The organism is Chryseobacterium salviniae, assembly GCF_035819015.1.
GTDB classification, from domain to species: domain Bacteria; phylum Bacteroidota; class Bacteroidia; order Flavobacteriales; family Weeksellaceae; genus Chryseobacterium; species Chryseobacterium salviniae.
In genome coordinates this window covers 61,827-83,479 of the sequence record NZ_JAYLAA010000018.1, presented here as the reverse complement: position 1 = coordinate 83,479, position 21,653 = coordinate 61,827, and the positions used below count along the sequence as shown (strand labels likewise).

20 protein-coding genes are annotated in these 21,653 nt (G+C 38.1%); 5 read left to right on the top strand and 15 right to left on the bottom strand.

Annotated elements, in window-relative coordinates:
• Positions 1–22: 22 nt before the first annotated feature.
• Positions 23–3,010 carry a SusC/RagA family TonB-linked outer membrane protein gene (locus SOP96_RS04225; RefSeq protein ID WP_034741415.1) on the bottom strand — a complete coding sequence of 996 codons (2,988 nt, stop codon included), beginning with the start codon at positions 3,008–3,010 and terminating at the stop codon, positions 23–25.
• Positions 3,011–3,968: 958 nt separating this feature from the next.
• On the opposite strand from SOP96_RS04225, the gene SOP96_RS04220 reads away from it, so the two are divergent.
• From SOP96_RS04220 to SOP96_RS04200, 5 genes are all read left to right on the top strand, one after another.
• A complete protein-coding gene (locus SOP96_RS04220) occupies positions 3,969–4,313 on the top strand; it encodes a helix-turn-helix domain-containing protein (protein ID WP_034741419.1) in 345 nt (114 codons plus the stop codon).
• A 28-nt stretch (positions 4,314–4,341) separates the two neighbouring features.
• Positions 4,342–4,785, top strand: a complete 444-nt coding sequence (locus SOP96_RS04215) for an HNH endonuclease (protein ID WP_034741422.1) — start codon at positions 4,342–4,344, stop codon at positions 4,783–4,785.
• Between the two features lie 80 nt (positions 4,786–4,865).
• A complete protein-coding gene (locus SOP96_RS04210; RefSeq protein ID WP_034741425.1) occupies positions 4,866–5,402 on the top strand; it encodes a hypothetical protein in 537 nt (178 codons plus the stop codon).
• A gap of 311 nt (positions 5,403–5,713) precedes the next feature.
• Positions 5,714–7,126 (top strand): caspase family protein, encoded by a 1,413-nt coding sequence (locus SOP96_RS04205; protein WP_034741428.1) that lies wholly within the window; start codon positions 5,714–5,716, stop codon positions 7,124–7,126.
• A gap of 97 nt (positions 7,127–7,223) precedes the next feature.
• Entirely contained in the window at positions 7,224–8,363 is a 1,140-nt protein-coding gene (locus SOP96_RS04200; protein WP_034976031.1) for a hypothetical protein, read from the top strand.
• A gap of 426 nt (positions 8,364–8,789) precedes the next feature.
• Here SOP96_RS04200 and SOP96_RS04195 read toward each other — a convergent pair whose 3' ends face one another.
• From SOP96_RS04195 to SOP96_RS04130, 14 genes are all read right to left on the bottom strand, one after another.
• Positions 8,790–10,214, bottom strand: a complete 1,425-nt coding sequence (locus SOP96_RS04195) for a bifunctional metallophosphatase/5'-nucleotidase (RefSeq protein WP_034741432.1) — start codon at positions 10,212–10,214, stop codon at positions 8,790–8,792.
• 11 nt (positions 10,215–10,225) lie between these two features.
• Positions 10,226–10,675 carry a DsrE family protein gene (locus tag SOP96_RS04190; RefSeq protein ID WP_034741435.1) on the bottom strand — a complete coding sequence of 150 codons (450 nt, stop codon included), beginning with the start codon at positions 10,673–10,675 and terminating at the stop codon, positions 10,226–10,228.
• On the bottom strand, positions 10,675–11,280 hold the full coding sequence (locus SOP96_RS04185) for a TlpA family protein disulfide reductase (RefSeq protein ID WP_034741437.1): 606 nt from the start codon (positions 11,278–11,280) through the stop codon (positions 10,675–10,677). The genes SOP96_RS04190 and SOP96_RS04185 overlap by 1 nt, the downstream gene beginning before the upstream one ends.
• An 18-nt stretch (positions 11,281–11,298) precedes the next feature.
• Positions 11,299–11,841, bottom strand: coding sequence for a TlpA family protein disulfide reductase (locus SOP96_RS04180; RefSeq protein ID WP_034741440.1), 543 nt, complete (start codon positions 11,839–11,841; stop codon positions 11,299–11,301).
• Complete coding sequence (locus SOP96_RS04175; protein WP_042279168.1) at positions 11,841–12,947, bottom strand: efflux RND transporter periplasmic adaptor subunit; 1,107 nt, start codon at positions 12,945–12,947, stop codon at positions 11,841–11,843. The genes SOP96_RS04180 and SOP96_RS04175 overlap by 1 nt, the downstream gene beginning before the upstream one ends.
• A gap of 14 nt (positions 12,948–12,961) precedes the next feature.
• Complete coding sequence (locus tag SOP96_RS04170; protein WP_034741443.1) at positions 12,962–16,120, bottom strand: efflux RND transporter permease subunit; 3,159 nt, start codon at positions 16,118–16,120, stop codon at positions 12,962–12,964.
• Between the two features lie 9 nt (positions 16,121–16,129).
• A complete protein-coding gene (locus SOP96_RS04165; RefSeq protein WP_034741446.1) occupies positions 16,130–17,497 on the bottom strand; it encodes a TolC family protein in 1,368 nt (455 codons plus the stop codon).
• Positions 17,498–17,601: 104 nt separating this feature from the next.
• Positions 17,602–17,970: a hypothetical protein gene (locus SOP96_RS04160; RefSeq protein WP_123851096.1), complete on the bottom strand. Its 369-nt coding sequence runs from the start codon at positions 17,968–17,970 to the stop codon at positions 17,602–17,604.
• A gap of 97 nt (positions 17,971–18,067) precedes the next feature.
• The gene (locus SOP96_RS04155; protein ID WP_034741451.1) at positions 18,068–18,772 is read right to left on the bottom strand and encodes a thioredoxin domain-containing protein; all 705 of its coding nucleotides are present in this window, start codon (positions 18,770–18,772) and stop codon (positions 18,068–18,070) included.
• Position 18,773: 1 nt separating this feature from the next.
• Positions 18,774–19,070: a thioredoxin gene (trxA, locus tag SOP96_RS04150; RefSeq protein WP_034976039.1), complete on the bottom strand. Its 297-nt coding sequence runs from the start codon at positions 19,068–19,070 to the stop codon at positions 18,774–18,776.
• A gap of 10 nt (positions 19,071–19,080) precedes the next feature.
• Positions 19,081–19,314, bottom strand: a complete 234-nt coding sequence (locus SOP96_RS04145) for a hypothetical protein (RefSeq protein ID WP_034741459.1) — start codon at positions 19,312–19,314, stop codon at positions 19,081–19,083.
• Positions 19,315–19,322: 8 nt separating this feature from the next.
• On the bottom strand, positions 19,323–19,934 hold the full coding sequence (locus SOP96_RS04140) for a class I SAM-dependent methyltransferase (protein ID WP_034741462.1): 612 nt from the start codon (positions 19,932–19,934) through the stop codon (positions 19,323–19,325).
• The gene (locus tag SOP96_RS04135; protein WP_034741465.1) at positions 19,934–20,248 is read right to left on the bottom strand and encodes a rhodanese-like domain-containing protein; all 315 of its coding nucleotides are present in this window, start codon (positions 20,246–20,248) and stop codon (positions 19,934–19,936) included. Before SOP96_RS04135 ends, SOP96_RS04140 begins: the two co-directional genes overlap by 1 nt.
• A gap of 1 nt (position 20,249) precedes the next feature.
• Positions 20,250–21,641, bottom strand: coding sequence for an MBL fold metallo-hydrolase (locus tag SOP96_RS04130; protein ID WP_034976041.1), 1,392 nt, complete (start codon positions 21,639–21,641; stop codon positions 20,250–20,252).
• Positions 21,642–21,653 lie beyond the last annotated feature (12 nt).

Sequence of the window (21,653 nt, the reverse complement as noted above, 5' to 3'; positions counted from 1 at the left end):
AATACTAAAAGCTTAACCCTTTTTAAAAAGTCAACTGAAAGCCCATTGAATAGGTCTTCAGTGGCGGTAAATATCCGGTCAGTACAAATTCAGGATCGACACCGAAATATTTTGTAAAGGTCAAGAGGTTTTGTCCCTGCACATAAATCATTGCTTCTCTGATTCCGAATTTCTGAACGGGAATGCTGTAATTAAGCTGTACATTTTTCAGTCTGATGAATGATGCATCACCAATCGCAGCAGTAGAATTCTGGAATAAAACGTGTGAAGCATTCTTTTGAGCATTGGCTCCCGAACTGTACGGCATATACATTCCAGAAGGATTTGAAGGAGACCAAACATCCAAGACTTCCACAGGCTGATTGTTCATTGATCCCGGCACCAGCATCTGACGGTTGTAATTCCAGTTTCTCTGCTTTACAAATTGCCAAAGAAATGATGCCGACCATTGTCCGTAACGGAAATTACTTGACCAGCCTCCGAAAAATCTCACGCCTATTCTTTCAATCACTTTATTGTCATTGGGAGAATTAATCTTTCCGTCTCCGTCAAAGTCGGTAAATTGGTATAAACCGGTGGAAGGATTTACCCCTTCAAACTGATAGACTTTGACGAGTGACATCGGATATCCTAAAACATATTGATTGGCATACGTTGATCCTTCCAGATTCGGAAACTCCAATAATTTACTCTGTGGTACAGAAAGATTGAATGACGTGTCGTATTTAAACTTGCTTTGTCTCAAAACCTGCATTGATGCCTCAAACTCCCAACCTGTATTCTGAACCTTTGCAGGAAGATTGGACTGTATCGTAGCAAATCCTGTCGTAGCAGGCAGTGGAATACCCACCAATTGATTGGATGATGTATTGTTGTAATATGCTGCTGAAAAATTAATTCTGCTTTTCAGAAATGATAATTCCAGTGCTATTTCTTTCTTTAATGTTTTCTCCCAGCTGAAATTGGGATTATAAAGTCTTGAAGGATTCAGAGCTGTGATGTTGTTGTAGATGTTGGATGAGATTGTATAGGTATTGAGATACTGATAATCTCCGATCCTGTCATTTCCGGAAGTTCCGACACTTCCTCTGATTTTCGCAAAGCTCAGCCATCGAACATTTTTCATCCAGCTTTCTTCTGAAATAAGCCATGCTGCACCTACCGCTCCAAAGTTTCCGAAACGATTGTCGGGACCAAAACGGCTTGAACCGTCCCGTCTTCCGGTAAGGTTGACAATGTATCTTTTCATGAATTGATAATTGATTCTTGCAAACGCAGCATTGTAGTAATACTGATTTCTGACCTGGTCGCTGATGACTTTTGTTTTAGCTGCTCCCAAATTCTGAATCAAGGCATTGCTCTCAAAGCCATAGCCCTGTATAGAACCCTGATTGGTTTCAGACTGCTGTAAGGTTGTTCCCAACAACATTTCGAGGCTGTGGTTTCCCCAGCTTTGATTGGCAACCAATTGCGGTTCCAGAATATAAGAGAATGTGGAAGAATTGTTTTTAAAAGATGTGGAATTGGCACTCGTCAATCCTGATGAGGGATTGTACATCGTGTGGGGCTTCAATGAAAACTCTTCAAAATTCTGATACGTTAAACCTCCGTTGAATTTTAGTGTAATGAACGGAAATAAGCGGTACGAAATCTGCGCTCCACTGTTTAAAAAATTGCTAGAATTGAGATATTCGCTTTTGAAAACACCCAGAGGATTCGTAAACGTATTGTTCTCCCAATTCAATGAACCATCCTGATTGTAGAGTGCTGGAGCATTCGGACTAAGAGTTAAACTTCTCTTTGTTAAATCATCATTCAGGACATTGTTACTTTGAAACGAAAAGGTATTGCTGAGATTGACTTCCAGTTTTTTATCAGGTGTTCTGTAACTGAAATTCCCTGTTAGATTATTAGTTTTGTATCTGAAATCTGCAGGAAATACCGTTGTCTGTTCGTTATGTCCGTAGCTGATTAAGTAGGAGGTGTTTTCAGAACCTCCGCTTAAAGAAAGCTGGACTACAGACGCATCTGCCGTATTACCAATGAGTTCTTTTTGCCAGTCGGTGTTTCGGGTCTGATCCCACACACCGTTGAAATCATACGCTGCCGCAGGAATTGTGGAGATGCCGTCATTCTGAAATGCTTCTTTTCTGATCTTAATATACTCATCAGTGTTCAGCAGCTTCAATCGGTTGGCTACCGTACTGAGAGAATAAGAGGTATTAATCTTGAAATCGGTTCTTCCTTTTCTTCCTTTTTTGGTCGTCACAATGATGACTCCGTTGGCACCTCGTGATCCGTAGATTGCCGTGGCATCGGCATCTTTCAATACCTCGAAGCTTTCTATATCATTGGGATTGATGGAATTTAGAGGATTTATGGTAGCGTATGGTAAAATTGCAGCACTGTACAACGAGGGAGTTTCTGAAAGAATTGGAACACCATCAATAATATACAATGGTTCATTTCCTTCTCTTCGGATGCTGTTCTTCCCTCTGATCTGAATATCAAATCCTCCGCCCGGAACTCCTGAATTTTGGGTAATGCTCACGCCCGACATTCTACCCTGTGCAGCGGAAAGCACATTGATAACAGGTTGGTTTTCGATGTCTTTTGAAGAGACTTTGGCAATGCTTCCTGTTCTTTCTTTGTCTTTGACTTTATAATACCCTGCGTTGAGAACGACTTCCTCTATCTCTTTTTCTTTACCTAATGAGATATTGACGTTTATCCTACTGCCTAAAGTGATTTTTCGTTCGGGATAGTCCGGATGGCGGTAAATAATTACGGGGTTCTCTCCCGATACCTGAACACGGTAAACGCCTGCTGCATTGGTCACAGCCACTTCTTCACTACCCTCCTGGAATACGGAAACTCCTTTGACTGGCTGGTTATTTTCCGAGACAGTGCCTGTAATGGTGCGCATCTGCCCTATTGCTACGCCGGAGACGAGCAAGGTGAAGCCAAAAGCCAATTGAAGATGACTTAGGCTGCAAAAGTTTTTTTTCATACTTTTGAATAGGTTTAATTCGTTAGACTTTGCTCTTTCCTACGCTAGCGGTCAACTTTTGTGGAAAGGGCTTTTCTTTTTCTATGGTTACATTCTACTTTCTGTTTCTTGAATATGTTTTCAGCGTATCTACTTGATGATGCTTGGGAGGAAGCTTCAGTAAGGACATATCAAAACCTCCTTCCCAAGCACATCTTGAAATAATATGAATGAAATTGTGTCCCGTGTAAGCTGTAAAGCCGCAATGAGTTTACTCATTGTAAAGTGTCATTTCTAATAAGAAAACATTCTATTGAAATCTAAAAACAGCCGTAACCATCTGCATTATTCAGACCGTTGAATTTTTTTGTCTTCAGTATTAAATTCCCTTCGTTCTGAAAATAATTTGGAATATCAAAAGAAAGCGAGTACTTTTAATGTGCGAGATTAAATTGTAGTCTGGCTTTCCTTTTACTTTTAAAGGAATTTCGGAGTTTGTCGATAATAGCCAGGTAATACCAATCCAGCATTTTGCAAGCAAAACTGGCATAAAGCCGTATTTTTTTTCTGTTATGCTGGCGGACTACTCCGGTGGGCAAATTAGAAGAATGGTTGAAAATGTCGTCCTCATAAATATTATTTTTATATATGGAACGATGCTTTTAGATATGAGAATTATACGCAAAAATAGCATGCGGCGGTCTCACACTCTAGAATCAGGGCGACCAACCCACTTTAAACCGAAGATTAAAGTTTCCACCTAAAGTATACGTGAGAACCGCTCGCATGCCGTATACAAAAGTAAGAAACTTTTAGACATGGAGCGATTTCACGAGGTTCTCGATGGAAAATTGGTCTTTTTGATTCGAGATACATCGTTCATTTTACCTTGTTGAAGGTTAATGATTTATTCGCTAAAGCAAAAATAATAAATATTTATTTAACACCCAACATATTGGGTTATTTTTTTTAAAAATATATGGAACAAATTACTTATTTAGAAACAACACAATTCGATTTGGATTTTATTAATCACGTAAGAAACATTCGCAAAGCAAAAAAACTAAGCAAAGATCAGCTTAGCCTAAAAATGGGTTTGGCCAAAAGTTTTGTTAGTAATGTGGAGTCATTAACACAGCGACATAAATATTCTACTCGTCATATAACATTACTTTGTAAAGCCTTTGATTTTAAAAATATTTCAGATTTAATGAATTTTCCTACTCCTAAGAATGATAAAATTAAAGTTACAATTAGACAGAAGATGAATGATACAAATACAAAAGTGGTTAGTAGTGAGGTAGTAAAAATCGAAGTTATTTAAAGTTAATGAAAAATAATACGGATAACTAATGAACATATATACATACTCTGGAAATATTGAGCATCTAAAAGCTTTTGATAAGGATTATCAATTAAAAAGTATGTATACTCCTCCAATAAATAATCAAAGGCGTCCTCTAAAAAAAATATCAGAAAGAATCTGTCGCTTCTGTGGTAAAAAGTCCGATGCAACAACCTTTAAAAGCAAGCCTCACATTATTTCAAGATTATTTGGAAATAATTCTGGGGTGTCAGATTACGAATGTGATAAGTGTAACAATCATTTCTCAGGTTTCGAAAGTGATATGGCAAATTTTTTAGGTTTGAATAGAAGTGTTAATGCCTTAGGAGCACAAACTCCTCCAACATTTAAATCATACGATGGTAATATTGTAGCTAAAAAAAATAGTTTTAATGGTTTTCATGGCATTGATATAGAATCAAATAAACAAGGGGTAATTAAAAAAAATTAGATGGAGGTATTATAGAATTTAACGTTATACATAATCCTTATATACCGATTAACATTTTTAAATGTTTACTGAAAATTGCCTTGACTGTAATTCCTGATGTTGAAGTAGACAACTATAAATTCTGTTTTGATTTTCTGATGAGAAATAACAATGAGGCTTATTTTGTACAGCATGCCAAACAGATTCATAGGGGGGCATCTGGTTTTAATGTAAAATTTCCCTATGTATTAATTTTCAAAAAAAGAAATTTAGAAAGTAAATTGCCTTCTCACTGGATTAAACTTTATTACCAAGATTCGTACATTCAGTTTTACATACCTTGCCATAAAGAAGATGAAGTTTTACTTCAGGGTGAAGAATTAATTTATTCACTTTGCCCACCATTAATTTTCGCTGAAACACAGCCACAAGGAATTGCAAAGTATTATGAAAAGTTAGATCTATCTTCAAATGTTATGACTAAGGGAAAGACTTCAAAACTCAATTTAACTTTTGATGAAAATCTTTCAAGGGAAGGGAGTAACAACAATCAGGAAACACACAATTCTGATAATTTTAATTCAGATGAAATTATAAAAGTTTTTCTTACCAAAAATTCAGGTTTATTAGAAGAATAAGACCGGCTCATATTATTACTGTGTGTTACCTTGCATATTAGTAAAACACAATTCTTTTATTTTGCCAAATTTAAATATTCTGGTTGCGTTATTGTCGCGACAAACTTTTTTCATATTGAGAGGAAACCGTAATTTTCTAACAATATCTTTTGTATATTGAGGTCTAAAGTGATGGAGAATATCAATATCGAAAAACACAAGTTGATTGTTTAAAGGTTATCCTTTTAGGTAATCAGAATAGCTTGCAAAATTCTAATTTTCTACATTTTATCAACGAATATTTTAAAAACATCCAAAATCGACTTAGATATATGAAAACATTAGCAATTATAATTGGCAATAACAACTACTTTAAAGGAAATGAATTAACTAACGGAGAAAATGATGCAAATCAAATTGCTGGAATCTTTAAAGATTACAATTATGAGGTAAAATTATATCTAAATATCGATCAAAAAAACATAGTTGAAATTTTACAAGAATATAGCGACTTACTAAAAGATTTTGATGCATCTATTTTTTATTTTGCAGGTCACGGATTCGAAGTAGATGGAGAGAATTTTTTGGCGAGTATCGATTCGCAAATTCCTCCTGAAAATAAATATGTGGCAAAACAAAATTGTATTACTTTAAATGATTTATTTGACATATACAGGCAAAATCCTACTAAATTAAACATAGTGATATTAGATGCTTGCAGAAGATCATTTGGTCGCGGGACTGCACTTGGATTTAGTCCAATTATAGCTCCTAAAGGATCACTAATAGCATTTTCAACATCTCCAAATGAAGGTGCTTTAGATGTCGGATATGAGAATAATAGTATTTATACGGGCTCACTAATAAAGCACCTCTCGTCCGAAAGGATAGCTGTCGAAGATCTATTTAAATCTGTAAGAAAGACAGTTTTTGCATTGTCAGGAGGAAGACAAACAACTTGGGAACACACCTCATTAATTGGTGATTTTTACTTTTACAAACATCAAAAGCTAAATATTTTAAGCCTACCTTATAATCCGAATGTTTTGAAAGATGAAAATTATTATGAAGATTCAGAATTTTACAAAAAAATTAAAGAACTAAAGACCTACAATTGGTACAAACAAAATCCTGCAATTGATTATTTAATAACAATACCAGTAAGTCAATTAGATAAGGACCAAATGTTCATTTTAGGAAGAAATTTATTACAATGCGCTATTGGTGGGGCAAATTCCGCTATGACATTTTTTGAAAATCTTAATAGGTCACTACTAGATTTTCAAATAAACTCCGAGAATCATATTCTAAATGGAATTCTATTTGAAATGTATTACGACAGCAAAGGTGAATTCAGATTTAATAATTTTAAAGGAAATTATAGAGAAGAAATTTTTAAATTAAGAGATAATCCAGCATTCAATCAATCATTCGATTTCATAAATGGTATTTTAATTCAACAGGATTACTCTGTATTATTTTTACCAAATTCGCAGACAATAAATATTGAAATTAAATGCAGCCAAAAAACAACAAACGATGGTTTTGGAGATAGAATAGTCCAGGTGATCGAATCAATAATCTTTAACGGAAATGATATTAAAAAAGAAATATCGAAGTATTATATTGATGGGTATAATGAAAATGGATTAAAGACAGTCCTAGCCAAATATCTTAATGCGCCAGTTGAATCGATAAGAATTAATTCGAATTTTGAACTTAGATACATTAGATTTATTATATAAAAAACACATTAAAATAGTTTAAAATTATTTTATCTAAATCATTGAAGATGCTTAAAGCCGGAAAATGAAAACCCAACTACCTGCATAAAAATAGAATATGAATATTGAAAAATACAAAGAAAATGCCCTGAAAATATTATTTCCAATAAAGCAAGTCGATGATAATACAAAAGCAAACGAAAAACTATTATTTTTTGCTGAAAGAAGTGATGCAGGAAGGGAGATACAGGATTACTACTTAGTTTATTTTCTATTTGTAAATTTATTAGGTTTCAAAGACACAGGAAGATCTGAAAAGCTGGCTTGGTCTATTCCAATTGATTTTAATGGTAAAGCATTTCTGATTGAACACAGGAAAATGGGAGTTGGGGTTTTTATTCAAAATAAGGAAGATGAAGAAGATGCGAAAATAATTACTAAGAAAATTAACGGTGCGATAAAATCTTCAAGACCATATTTTAACCACTTGGCAGCAGAGGCTATCAAGAGTTCCGAAATAAATATTGTAAATAATAATGGATATTTATTTGAACGATTTAACTATTTTCTAAATCTATATAAATCAGAAAATAAGAAACTAGAAAAATTATCTAAAGAAAGGATTTCTATTGATGGCACTTTTGTTCTAGGTTCCAAAAATTACTACAAGATACGGCAAAGCACAAAATGGTTAGCAATTTCAACTATTGAATCATTTTTTAGCTGGACAGAACATCTATTTATTCATCTTGCTATCCTTACACAAAAAATAAAAACAGGGGAAGAAGTCACAAAATTAATCGATGCCGAATGGAAAACTAAATTCAATACTGTCATATCTGACGATATGTTAAAGGAATATTATATTGAATTACTGATGATAAGGAATCAGGTAAGGAACTTTGTTGCTCACGGTGCATTTGGAAAAGACGGCAATGCATTCCACTTTCATTCCGGAGCCGGTGCTGTACCAGTAATGATGAACTTTAATAAGACTAAAAATAGGTTTTCTTTTCAAGGCACACTGGAATTTAAAGATAATGAAGTTATATGTTTGATAGAATCTTTTATCTCTGATATGAATAGCAGCAATTTAAAACCTGCACTCACATATACCCAAGGGCAAGGTTTGATCACAATATTACCTTATGCAAGCAATGGGATGTATGAATCTGCAATGCACGATAATGATATTATGGAAAAATTTTGTGATCATTTGCAGGGAATATTTGATAACTCAGCAAATATGGATTGGTAATCTAAATCTATAAATAAACTTACAAGCCAATGACAAAAATTGAAAGGGTAGAGCAATACTTACACGAATTTTTTACATATAATATTTTTGAGTTCAATGATTTTTATAGGAAGTTTATTACTAGAGACTCGTTGTAGTTTATCTCTTAAAAAAATATTGTGGAAAATTTCAATTTGAACGATTAATATCTCACAGATTTCCTACGATATAAAACCTACTTTATTTTTACAAATATTTTTAGATTATATTAATAATAAAACAGACTGAACTTGAATGATGCCGCAGACGGATCAGTCATCACTCTAACAGGATTTACTAATCTGGAAAACTTTATCAACAGCCTGATCTTATAGCAACATTCAATCATCGTAATTGCCCAGCACATAAAATAAAAGGCAGAGGATCTTCGGATCTTCTGCCTTTATTTCAGACCAAAAGAAAAGAATCTTCAGATCTTTCAATGTGAAAATTATTCTCAAGATAATATGTCATTGCTGTTATGGCATTAGATCCTGTCTCTGTGCGGTTTTTCCCATATTTCTTTGGAACATCCTGCTCGGTGAGGAAAGCAACTTTGTAAACCTTGTCTTTTTGTAAATGTCTTCCCTGAAAATAGATTTCCTGAATTCTGTAACCCGGCGGATTTTCAATGCGCATCAAAATTCTCAATCCGTTGCAACGCTTAACATAACCTCCCATTTGTTTCATCGGCTCTGCGGAAAAGGTCCGCTCCAGATTTTCTTCTAACATTTCAAAGATCTCTTTTCCAGTAAGCTCTGTGGTGGAAATAGGCGGATTCATCGGCACGATTTTGTATAAGTCCCAGAGGGTAATATTTCCGACATTTATAGGTGCACCATAGCGCCATCCGTTGGAAAAGGAGATCTCAACGTCCGTCGCAAAATTGACGGCAGACAGAAGAAAGTCATCCATAGTAGAAGACAGCGTGGAATAGCGGTGCAAAATATGTTCTGTCGTCCCCAATACTGTACTTTTCATTTCAGCAAAAGACTGTAGACTTTTTTCCACCAGATCTTTAACTTCTACATCTTCATCAATACTGTCGTCAGTTTCAATGATCTTGTAATCAAAATGTGTAATCATTCCATTTTCGACATCAAGCTTTAGATTTCCTACAAATGATCCGTGGCAGCCACATTGGATGATAATGCAGTTTCCTGCTTTTTCTGCTTCGTACATCCTGTTATGGGTGTGTGCACTGAGACAAATATCGATTCCTTCCACTTTTTTGAGCAGTTCGATATCTTGCGGATAACCATTGTGCGACAAAAGAATAATAATGTCCACAGCATCCTCTCTTAATTCTCTGACGCATTGATTCGTCTCTTCAATTCCATCGGTCACCGTTATGCCTTCACTGAACTTCTCCGGCATTGTCTTATCGATAATATTGGAACAGATCCCGATTATACCAATTTTGAGTCCTCCAATTTCAGATATTTTGTAAGGTAGTAGAAATCGTTTTCCCTGCTCATCAAAAACATTGCAGCCCAAGACGGGATAATTGAGCTGGCTTTCCAGTTTTAACAGATGTCTTGGTGTATAGGCAAAGTCCCAGTGTCCTACCATTGCATCAAATCCAAGTTGGTTAAGTATGGGAATCAAGACCTCTCCTTTCGACTGTACCACCGGAACTGTTCCGTGAAACGTATCCCCTCCGTCAAAGAGCAATGCGTTCGGATTTTCTGCCCTGATCTTTTTGAAGATGGTCTGAATTCTGGCATAACCTCCTGCACTTTTAACATATTCTTTCTGATAGTCATAAAACAGCTCTGGATGGGGTTCCATATAGCCGTGCACATCGTTGATGAATCCTATTGATAATTTCATAATTTCCAATTTTAGGGTTTAACTATTGCCCATCCTTCATCCTGTCTCAAAATCATTTCCCCGTTTCCGCTGGGGGTGTAATTTACAAACTCAAATAATTCGGACTTTTCGATCTTTTTTTCACGAAGGGTATTTTCGCACTGTACCATCACTACCCCCTTATCTTGCAGACCTGTAAGAAGTTCCCCGTAGGGGTTTTTCTTTCTGAACATTTCCACTCCGCCCCCAAAGGCCAGCAGTTCGACCTTCAGTTTGCCTTTCAGCCTGGGATCTTCCATCGCGTTATTGATATTTCTGATAATGACTCTGATTTTCTGGTCATCACCTTCATTGATCACATACAAAGCCTTGTACTCCTTATTAATAGATTTTGCAGGTTCGTAAACTGTTGCCTTTTGCGCAAAACCCATAAACCCTGTCAGGAAAACTGAGAAGGTCAATATCTTAATTAAGTTTTTCATTATTTTTCATTTAAAAGTTGATTGATTTCTTGATAGAATGATTCTTTGCTGTAGTCTGCCATTCCCGCATGATGCATCCTAATTTTTCCTGATCTGTCCAAAACGACGGTCGTAGGAAGTGAACCATTAAAAAAAGCAGTTGGAATCGAACCTTCTGCAACTAAAAACGGAACAGTGAATTGTTCTTTTTCAAGATACATCTTACCCAAGGCGGTCTGCTCATCCAGATTGACTGTAAGAAAAACAAGATCTTTATTGGATTTAAATCGGTCGTAGAATGTCTGAATCGAAGGGAATTCCGCACGGCAAGGCGGGCACCAGGACGCCCAGAAGTTAATAAATACCACTTTTCCCTTGAGGTCAGAAGTATTGATGATCTCACCTTTATCATTTCTGACACTGAAGTTTTCAGTACTGGACAAAGGAGTCGACTCAACGGCCGGCTCTGTTTCCTTTTCTTCAATCTTTGAGTTCATAAGACCGGTAGAGATGATCTGGCGCATCAGCCAGGCTTTTGCATCGGGACTCACAAGCAACACGATGAATATTGACACCAAAAGTGCCGTACTCCAGTTCTTCCGAAGCCATATTTTAAATTTTTCCATTGTTCTTATTTTAATAAATTATTGTCCGGTTAACTTTTTCAGCGCTTCATAAATCTCAGGTCGGTCAAAATCTTGCCCTCCCTGCATCTGTGCTTCGAGTTCTCCTTTTTTATTAAAGATCAAAGTCGTCGGAATTGCTCCCTGAAAGTACTGCGAAGGAATAGTGTCTGCTGCTACATACACCGGAAGATCGTAGTTTTTATCCTTCATAAATTTCTTAGACTTTGTCAGGTTGGCTTCCACATTGAGAAGGACAAAAACGATATTGTCATTTCCCTTGAATTTGTCTTTCAGGTCTCTGATGCTCGGCATTTCTTCGACACAAGGCCTGCACCATGTGGCCCAGAAATTTACAAAGACCACCTTCCCTTTCAGTTCACTCAAAGCAATTTTCTTTCCGTTCTCATCGATTAAGATGATATCCTCATTATCATTTACATTATTTTGTGGGATGGGCCCATCCTGATTCTCAACTCTTGATTGCATCGCACTCAAAGAAAAAGAAAACAGGGTCATCATAAGAATGAAAATAGGTGTTTTAAATTTTAAGGTCGTTATCATTATTTATTTTTTTTTGGGGTTGATATCTTTCCTTCCTCAATTTCTTCGGAAGGTTTTACTAGAACTTTGTCATGGCCGAATAGTGCACCAAAGACCTCGGTCATTTTTTCGTAGGTGATTCCTTCTTTCACAGCAACTCTGCTTACCGTATTATCATTGAAGGTCATCACAAAGGTTCCGGATTGAGTCTGCAGAATACTTTTCGTGGGTACAAAAAATGTAGGTGCACTTCTTTTCAGATTGAGCTGGACCTGTGCATATTCCCCCCCTTTTAAGACAGTGCCCGGATTTGGAACGTCAAACTCAAGGGTCATCGAACGGTTTTCCTGACTGATAACACCGGAATTCCTTGAAAGATGCGCTTCAAAATTTTTTCCCGGGATAGAGTTGACCGTAAATTGCGCCACTATCCCCTCATTGACACTTGATGCATGTTTTTCAGGAAGAGATACCGTCAGTCTCAGCTTATTTTTCTGAGCAATACTGAAAAGAGCCATTCCTGAATTGGGACCAACCAAGGCTCCTACCGACAGATTCCTATCCATTATCACACCACTGAAAGGTGCCGTGATCCTAAGGTACTGATTCATCTGTGAAGACCTACCGGTGCCCGCTTTTGATGCCTCGTATGTTGCTTTGGAACTCTGCATAATGCTTTTAGCCCTATCCAGTTCTATGTCGGCAACAGCTCCTTTTGTACTGGCCGCGTCCTGCAATCGCTCAAAAGCCTGTTTAGCATAAAGATAGTCGGTGTATGTTTTCTGCTGTGAAGATTTATCGGATAGGTAATCCTGATTCATTTCTGGTGCTTCCAGAACTGCAAGAAGCTGACCTTTGGTCACAACTGAACCTCTGTCAACATAAATTTTCTTGATAAATCCGGCAACCTTCGCAAAGATCTGCACCGATTCATAAGGTTTCAGTTCGCCTGGAACGGAAATCTGATAAGTGGGATTTATCAGCTTGATTTCTGTGGTCACGAAAGACCGAGCAGGCTGAACTGTTTTTTTTGTTTCATTTTTACTTTCCTTTTCGCCCGAGCAGGAAGCCATTCCCAAAAGAACGACCGGAATGAAGATGTATTTTATTTTATTGATGATTTTCATTATTTTTTAATTATTTAAGATTGTACGAAAAATTTACTTTCCTCATCTTCCGGATCCAAGGAAGGATTTGAATGTCCTGCATTGGACATTACTGCTGCAAAAAAATGCGGAACCAAAAGCAGAATGGTAAGAGTGGATGCGATGATACCACCGATAACAGCTCTACCAAGTGGAGCAACCTGCTCAGAACCTTCCCCGATACCGATTGCCATAGGAATCATCCCGGCAAGCATCGCCAAAGCGGTCATCAGTACAGGGCGGAGTCTGGACGCCGCTGCCATTCTCGCAGAATGAAGCGCACTGATATGGTAATGTTTACGGTAGTACTCTGCCTGATTGATAAGTAATACGGCATTTGAAACCGAAACACCGATGGACATAATCATCCCCATATATGACTGGAGGTTGAGCGTACTGCCGGTAATGAAAATCAAAACAAGACTTCCCACGATCACGGAAGGAATCACGGAAAGAACAACAAAAGGTACTTTAAATGACTGATAATAAGCAGAAAGCATTAGGAATATCGCTAGTACTGCCGCCAAAAGTCCCATTGCAAGACTGTCGAGTGTATCATCCAGTAGCTGCAGTGTGCCTTCTGTCCAGACAGAAACACTTTTTGGAGGTTTTCCGGTCTCACTGATGGCATTTTTTACCGCTTTGGAAGCAGAGCCCAGGTCTTTTCCGTACACATTTCCGATAATTGTTACATATCTCATAGGTCCCTTTCGGTTGACCTGTGCAGGTGCGGTCGTTTTTTTAACTGTAGCGATATCTTCAAGAACGGGTCTCGGGCTGTCTTTTTTCAGTGGAAGTGATTTCAGGATCTCTTCAGAGTTCATTATACTTTCTGGAATCTGGACCTGTGTCTGAAAGACAAGTCCTGATTTTGGGTCGACCCAGAGGTTCTTGTCGGTGTAGCGGGTTGAAGAGGTAGCGGTCACAAGACTGCGTGTCACATCCTGCATCGTCAGTCCGAACTGCGCAGCGAGATTTCGGTCTACGTTGATCTGTAACGTCGGATATTGAAGTGGCTCTGCAATGCGGACGTCTCGCAGGAAATCGTTGCTTTTCAGCTTTTCCTCTATTTTTTTTGCGTGAGATGCCGCCAGTTTCAGATTCGGAGATCCTACCTTGATTTCTATCGGGGTCATCGATCCCTGTCCAATAATTTTTTCGGTAAGTTCCATCGGTTCAAAATTGATTTGTGCTTCAGGATGCTTTTCAGCAATCTTCTTGCGGATCTTTTCTTTCAGATCTTCCATAGACCCTGAAAAGATCTCCTTATTTACAGAAACCTGCAAAACAGACTGGTGTGTTCCGTTGGTGAAAAGAAATATGGGATTGATCGGCGTTGCTGCCGGATGTAAACCGACATAGGCCGAACTGATGCTGACCGCATTTTCCGGCAAAATACCTTCAATATCTTTGAGAATATCCTTCACCAGCTTTTCAGTTTTCTCCAGACGGCTTCCCTGTGGCGCATCAATTCTCATCTGAAAATCACCGCTGTTGGAAAGAGGCATAATATCGGTTCCCAATGAGCGCATCATTAAAAATATTAAAAGGCCCGAGAAAATGATATAGGCCGAAAACAATACCAAAGTCCTTCCCGACCATTTTCTCATTTTGTGACTGTAGCCCGTTCTGAATCGATAGAAAAAACTCCTGTTTTTAACATAATGCTTCTCAATATGCTTATTCTTCATCATCCAGTTAGCCAGGATCGGAACGAAGGTCTGGGATGCCAGAAAGGAAGCTATCATTGCGAATGCAACTGCAAAAGAAAGCGGAAGAAACATATCTTTTGGAATGCCCGTCATAATGAAGGCAGGCGTAAGAACGGCCAGAATACATAATAATATCAGCACCTTCGGAATGGAAATTTCAAGTACTGCATCAAGAATGGCTTTGGGTTTGGTTTTCCTCATTTCCATATGCTGGTGGATATTCTCGATCGTGACCGTAGCTTCATCTACCAAAATTCCGATGGATAGGGCTAACCCACTCAAGGTCATTATATTAATAGTATATCCTGCAAAATAGAGCACACAGACGGCTGTTAATATTGCTATGGGAATTGTAAAGACCACGATCAGTGCACCTCGAAGGTCACCAAGGAAAAGAATAATGACCAGTCCTGTAAAAAGTGCACCCAAAAGTCCTTCATGAATTAGATTTGAAAGGGAACGTTCAATATATTTTGACTGGTCAAATTCATAACTCACCTTCACATCATCCGGAAGCTGATCTCTCAGTTTTGGCATTGCTTTTTTTAGATTTTCAACTGCTGTCAGTGTTGAAGCATCTGATTTTTTGATCACCGGGAGATACACAGAGCGTTTCCCATTGACCAATGCATATCCAGATGTCTGGTCAGCTCCATCCTGAACATTGGCTACATCACCCACGTAAAGAGTTCTACCGTCTTGGGTCTTTATCGGGATTTTAAGAAACTCCGCAGGATCTTTGGCTATGGAATTGATCGGTGCCATATAATTCGTTTCGCCCATTCTGATATTTCCTGCTGGCGAAGGATGGCTGCTTTTTGTGATCGCCAAAGTAATTTCTTCCGGACTTAGTCCGTTACTCTGCATTGCAGCCGGGTCAATATTTACAACGATCGAACGGATGTTACCCCCAAAAGGTGCCGGAGCCGTAATACCGGGAATCTCAACAAACATCGGCCGGATTTTGGTTAGGACCATTGTCTGAAGCTCTGTTACAGAGTGATTGTCACTTTCAAAGACAAGTTGACCGACCGGGAGTGAATTACCGTCAAACCGCACAACCATAGGCGGTACTGCACCGGGTGGTAAAAATCCCATTGCCCGTGAAACCTGCGTGGAAACCTCACCTGCAGCCTGCGCCATATCGGTGCCTGGATAAAAGGTCAGTTTCATTAAGGTCAGTCCCTGAACACTTTTGAAATCAATATTCTTGACACCATTCACAAAGAGTAAAACTTTTTGAAATTCATTGGACATAAAACCATCCATATATTGAGGTGAAAGCCCTCCGTAAGGCATCGCAATATACATTGACGGCAACTCTACCTCCGGGAAAATATCTACTTTTATTTTTTTTATAGCTGTAAGCGAAAGCACAATGACCGACAGGAAAACGACCATGACGGCAATGGGCTTTCTGAGCGCAAAACGTATTAAATTCATTCTAAAATTTTAAAGTTGGGTAAATAAATAATCAAAATCGCCGGTGAGTTCAGCCTTTGCTATGACCTGCTCCCAGAATTCTTTTGCGGCATCGATCTGACTTTTTTCTGCATTTTCAAGAATCTGACGGATCTGTAACAGTTCAGTGAGGGTAATAAGACCACTCTTGTATCTTGCTACATACATTTCGTAGGCATCTGATGCGCCTTTCACAGAAGCACTTTCTTTCTTAAGTTGTTTTTGCTGTTCTACAATCCTGCTTTCAAGGGCTTTAATCTCAGTCTGCATTGATAGCTGATACTGGTTTTCGAGATAACCCAGACGTTCCGCTTCTTTTGACAGCATATTGGCTTTTTGCCTGTTCGTATGAAGACTGCTGATATTCCACGTCAATCCAAGTCCAACAAGAGCATTGTTGGCAGAATTGGAGAAACCATCGGTAAATTTCCCTGAGACATTGCCATATGGATCGGATCCTGAACCTCTGTAAGCATAACCTCCCAAGATCTTAAGCGACGGAAGTGATGATCTTCTCTCTGTTTCCGCTTTGGTCTGATAGTATTCGGACTCCTGATGGATGGACTTTAAAAAAGGATGTGATGGATTAACCTTCTCACTGTTAAAAGAATTTATTTCAGGGTCAAGAAAATGACTGACCTGGTAATCCTCTACTTTAAAATTATCAATGTAAAATTCCTTAAGTTTTTCTGTGGCTGCCTGCTGCTTTCCAAACCAATTATCTTGCATTGCCAATGCCTGAACGTACGATGAATAGGTAAGTACAGAATCTGCTTCCGGTTTGAGACCGGCACGCGAAAGGGCTTTGCTTGAACTGTGGATTTCTTCGAGCCTCGTCGAGTTTCTCTCTGCCCATCTGAGCTTGGCGCCATTAAAGACATAGTCAAGATAACGTTGTGATAGCAATTTTTTGAGCCTCAGCAAATAGGATTCTTTATCTGTCCTGAGCTTTTGTGTGAACTCATTTGCTGATCTTTCCTCGGATCTCTGACGCCCGAAGTTGTAGATCTCGTACTCCGCAATGGCTGAGCCGAAATTGTTTGAGGATAAAGAGGAGCCCGAATTCCTGTTTCCGGAAACATTAAAAAAACCGGACTGTGGGAAAAAACCACCACTGCTTCCCTCTAATGTTCCGTAGGTATTTTGATATTGAAGCTTTACCTGTGGTAATGCCTTGGATTTTACTGTCTCTTCGTTATATTCTGAAGATTCTATTGCAGACTCGGCTGCACGGATCCCTGAATAGTTTTTTTGTGTTTCTGTCCATATTTTACCCAAAAGTGATTCTTGCTGGGCATAAAGGACAGACTGCTGAGTAATCAGCCCAAAAATAAGGACTGAAAGACTTTTTCTTATCATTGTATGAAAGATTAACAGTTACCGAAATGATTCCGATAAGGATTAATAAAAATTTAAAATCAATCGTTTGAGTCTCTACAAGAAGAGACCAATTAAATTTTAAATCAAATGATAAGTTTGCGGTATTGTATGAAGATGGGAACCGTAATTCCAATTTTGGAAGTACTGTAAAATGGATGTTCTCTAAGATTTATAAACAGAAATGCCCCTGCAAATAGAATGAATGTAAATGCAGCAAGCTCCTGAAATTCCGCCACTGAAAAATGGGTATCATTTTTAGCGGTAATTTCTCTTTCCTTGCAAAAGTTGCAGACAGAGGCCGTGGTTGTGTTGGTGGTAAATTTCTCCTTTGGTGCGGAGGTATGACTTTTAGCGGAAGGCTGCAGACTGAGTAGGTTTTTGATACCGTATTTTACAGCGCAGGAAGAAATTAAAATACATATAATGAAAAACATTGCAATAACGCTTTTCATTATATGATTGGTATTTAATTTCTGATAAGTCATTCCTGCAAATATAAATTTTTAATTACTAAGGTCAAAAACATTAACAGAATTTATATGAAATACATTATTGTGCAATCTTGTTTTTCACTTCCTGCTCTGTTGCAAAACCTAAATTATCCCAGACTAATTTATCGTTTTTATACAGCTTCAGGACCGGTAGTGCAGAAACATTCAGTTCTTTGCAGAGTTCTGTATTTGCATCTGCATCTATTCTTAAAATTTTCACCTTATCCGGCATTTCAGCAGCCATCTTTTTAAGGTAAGGCTCCATCTTTTTGCAGGGAGCGCACCATTCTGCATAAAAATCCACCAGAACGGGAGTATTGCTTTTCAACATTTCCTTATACTGGGCAAGACTAATTCCTGTAGCAGTTGATGCTTTGATCTCCGGAAGCTCAGCGTTCCTCCACTTCATCATTCCTCCCTGCATTTCATATACATTTTTAAAACCGATTTCCTGAAGTTTTGCAGCGGCGGCCGTACTTCTGGGTCCGCTCATACAATACACAAATACAGGTTTATCCTTATCGAGCGCTTTTGCTTTCTCTGTGAAGTCATCTGCATTCCAGTCGATGTTCATTGCACTTTTAAGATGACCGTTACGAAATTCTCCAGGTGTTCTTACATCAACCAATTGTGCATCTTTGGTCTGGTCCAATTTTTTAGAAAATTCTTTGGCAGGAAGACTGCTCTCGCTTTTGTTACTCTGAGCTTTTCCGCATCCTGTAATTGCGATGAGAAAAAATACAACGATTAGGTTTTTATACATTTTAAAGGTTTTGCTTGATTAATCTTTCCAGTTCATCCGCCTGAAAAACACCGGATTGTTTCCATTTTACTTCTCCATTTTTCAAGATCATCAAAGTAGGAACACTTCGGATTCCGAATTGCGAGGCAACCGCCTGGTTTTTGTCGATGTCAATTTTAACAATGCTTGCTACATCACCAATATTCTTTTTGAGATCCTGAAGAATAGGCGCCTGCATTTTGCATGGACCGCACCATTCTGCAAAGAAATCTACCAATACGGGTTTCTCCTGACTGATTAGTTCCTGAAATTTATTCATTTTTCAGATTTTATTTGATTTCTTCATATTCAACCTTATCCCCATTTTTTTTTGAATTTCTTGTTGGGACAGAACAGTTTCCCGCAGCACAACAGCCGATATTGAATAGTGGCATTACAACAAAAACCATTCCGACAGCCACCAAAATCCACATTCCAGATTGTGTGGCTTCTACAACAAGGAAAATTCCCATTGCCAGACGAAGCAACCTTACAAAGTTCCAGTTTTTAAATAAATTATCCATACTTTTCTTTATCTTTTTGTACCAAAAAAGCGTACAACCGAAGCTTTTCCTTTGTGATAAGCGCCTTCACTCAGTATGGTTTCGGAAATATATGCTTCCTGAAAATCGAAATCGGAAAAATCAGTTTTCAGTTCTTCTAAATCATAAAGCATTTCCCAATGTTTTGGTCCGCCTGCATTTGGATTTTCGTCTTGAAATTTAGAATGCTCTTTACTGAAACCTTCCAGAATAATTCCCCCACCTTTCTTCACAAGCGATGAAAACCATCTGTGCAAATCCCGCCTCAATATTTCAGGAAAATGGGCAAAAACCATTACTAAAAGGTCAAAACTTTCTTTTTTATAACCTATTGTATCTGCCGAAACCGTTGTGTAATTTATTTTCACCGAGTTTATTTCAGCAAGCTGCATCGCTTTCTTTTTGCCTTCTTCACTTTGGTCAAAAGCCTCAACTTCAAAACCCTGAATTGCCGCATAAACAGCATTCCTACCCTCTCCTTCAGCAGGAAAAAGAGCTTTTCCGGGAGTGAGTTCAGCCAATTTTTCGGCAAAATAGATATTTGGTTGATCTCCGTACACAAAATCTGACTGGCGGTATCTTTCGTCCCAAAAATCTTTCATTATTGTTCCGTTAGTTTTATCATATTCTGTACACTGCCACCGTTGAGAACATTCGTGATTCCGTTTCGTTCCAATGTTCCTTTTGCCATTGCGCTACGGTTTCCACTTCTACAGAAAACAATGATGTTTTTCTTATTCCTGAACTTGGAAATCTGGTCTTTGACGACATCCAAAGGTATATTAACAGCCCCTTCAGCACTTCCCGAAGCAAATTCTACGGGCGTTCTTACATCTACCAAAAAAGCACCTTCTCCCAACGCAGTTTCCAGCGCAGCATTGTCTTTTTTTCCGAATAACATTGATAATAAATCCATCTTAATTTTTTACAGGGTTTGCTTTTTCTGTCCATTCTTTCATTCCGCCAGAGAAATTTTTGACGTTCTCAAAACCGTTTTTCTTCAGTAGAGAATAGGCAATTGCTGCTCTGTCGCCACTTTGACAATGAATTACAATTGGTTTTTCATGGGAAATTTTATCCAGATTATCCTCCAAAGTTCCCACAAAGACATTCTCAGCATTCTCAATACGTCCTGCGTCATATTCGGTTTTATTTCTTACATCAACCACCTGAATATTATCTCTGTTCAGATAAGATTTGAATTCCTCAATATCAATAATATCGGCAGTCTGTAATTCTAAGTCTAAATTTTTCACGTCATCAATATAGCCCATCATTTGATCCATCCCGATTCTCATCAGTTTTCTGGTAAGATCTTCCATTTGTTCTTCCTGAGCAACCAAAATAAACGGCTCGGAATAATTGACAATCCATCCCATCCACGTGGAAAATGAATTATTACCCTGAATATTGATGCTGTTTGGTATAAAACCTTGGGCAAAATCTACTTTATTTCTCGTGTCTATAATTTTAACTCCATTTTGATAAGCTTTCAAAAATTCTTCTTTGGAAAGTTTCGGATGTTTTGGAACTTCTTTTAATAAAGGTCTTTCCACTTTGTTGAGTTTTTTCATCATTGCAAAATATTTTGGAGGTTCCGGCTGTCCTTCCAGCAGATATTCTACAAAACCTTCCTCATCTTCTTCATATTGAAAAGCCCAGTTTCTGATTTTTTCATAACCTACCGTTGAACTCGGAACTGCACCCAAAGCTTTTCCGCAAGCCGAACCTGCACCGTGTCCCGGCCAAACTTGGATAAACTCCCGCAATCTGCTAAAATCCTGAACAGAATGAAACATTTCTTTCGCTCCTTTTTCCTGAGTTCCTGTAATTCCGGCCGCCTTCTCCAATAAATCTGGTCTTCCTATATCTCCCACAAAAACAAAATCTCCTGTAAAAATCATCACCGGTTCGTCCGTTGCAGGATGATCGGTCAATAAAAAGCTGATGCTTTCCGGCGTATGTCCCGGCGTGTGAATGACTTTTAAAGTTAAATTTCCAACTTTAATGATATCTCCATTCGTTAATCCGGTATGTGGAAACTGATATTGCCAATCTTCACCACCTTCATCCGAAAGATACATTTTTGCACCCGTCACTTCCGCAAGTTCTCTAGAACCCGACAAAAAATCGGCGTGAATATGAGTTTCTGTAATATGTGTAATCGTGAGATTATTTTCTTTGGCAATCTGAAGATAGGTATCGATATCTCTTTTGGCATCGATAACAATGGCTTCACCTTTTGCCTGACATCCTATTAAATAGCTAGCCTGCGCAAGGCTCTTATCATAAATATGCTGAAAAAACATAATGTAATTTTT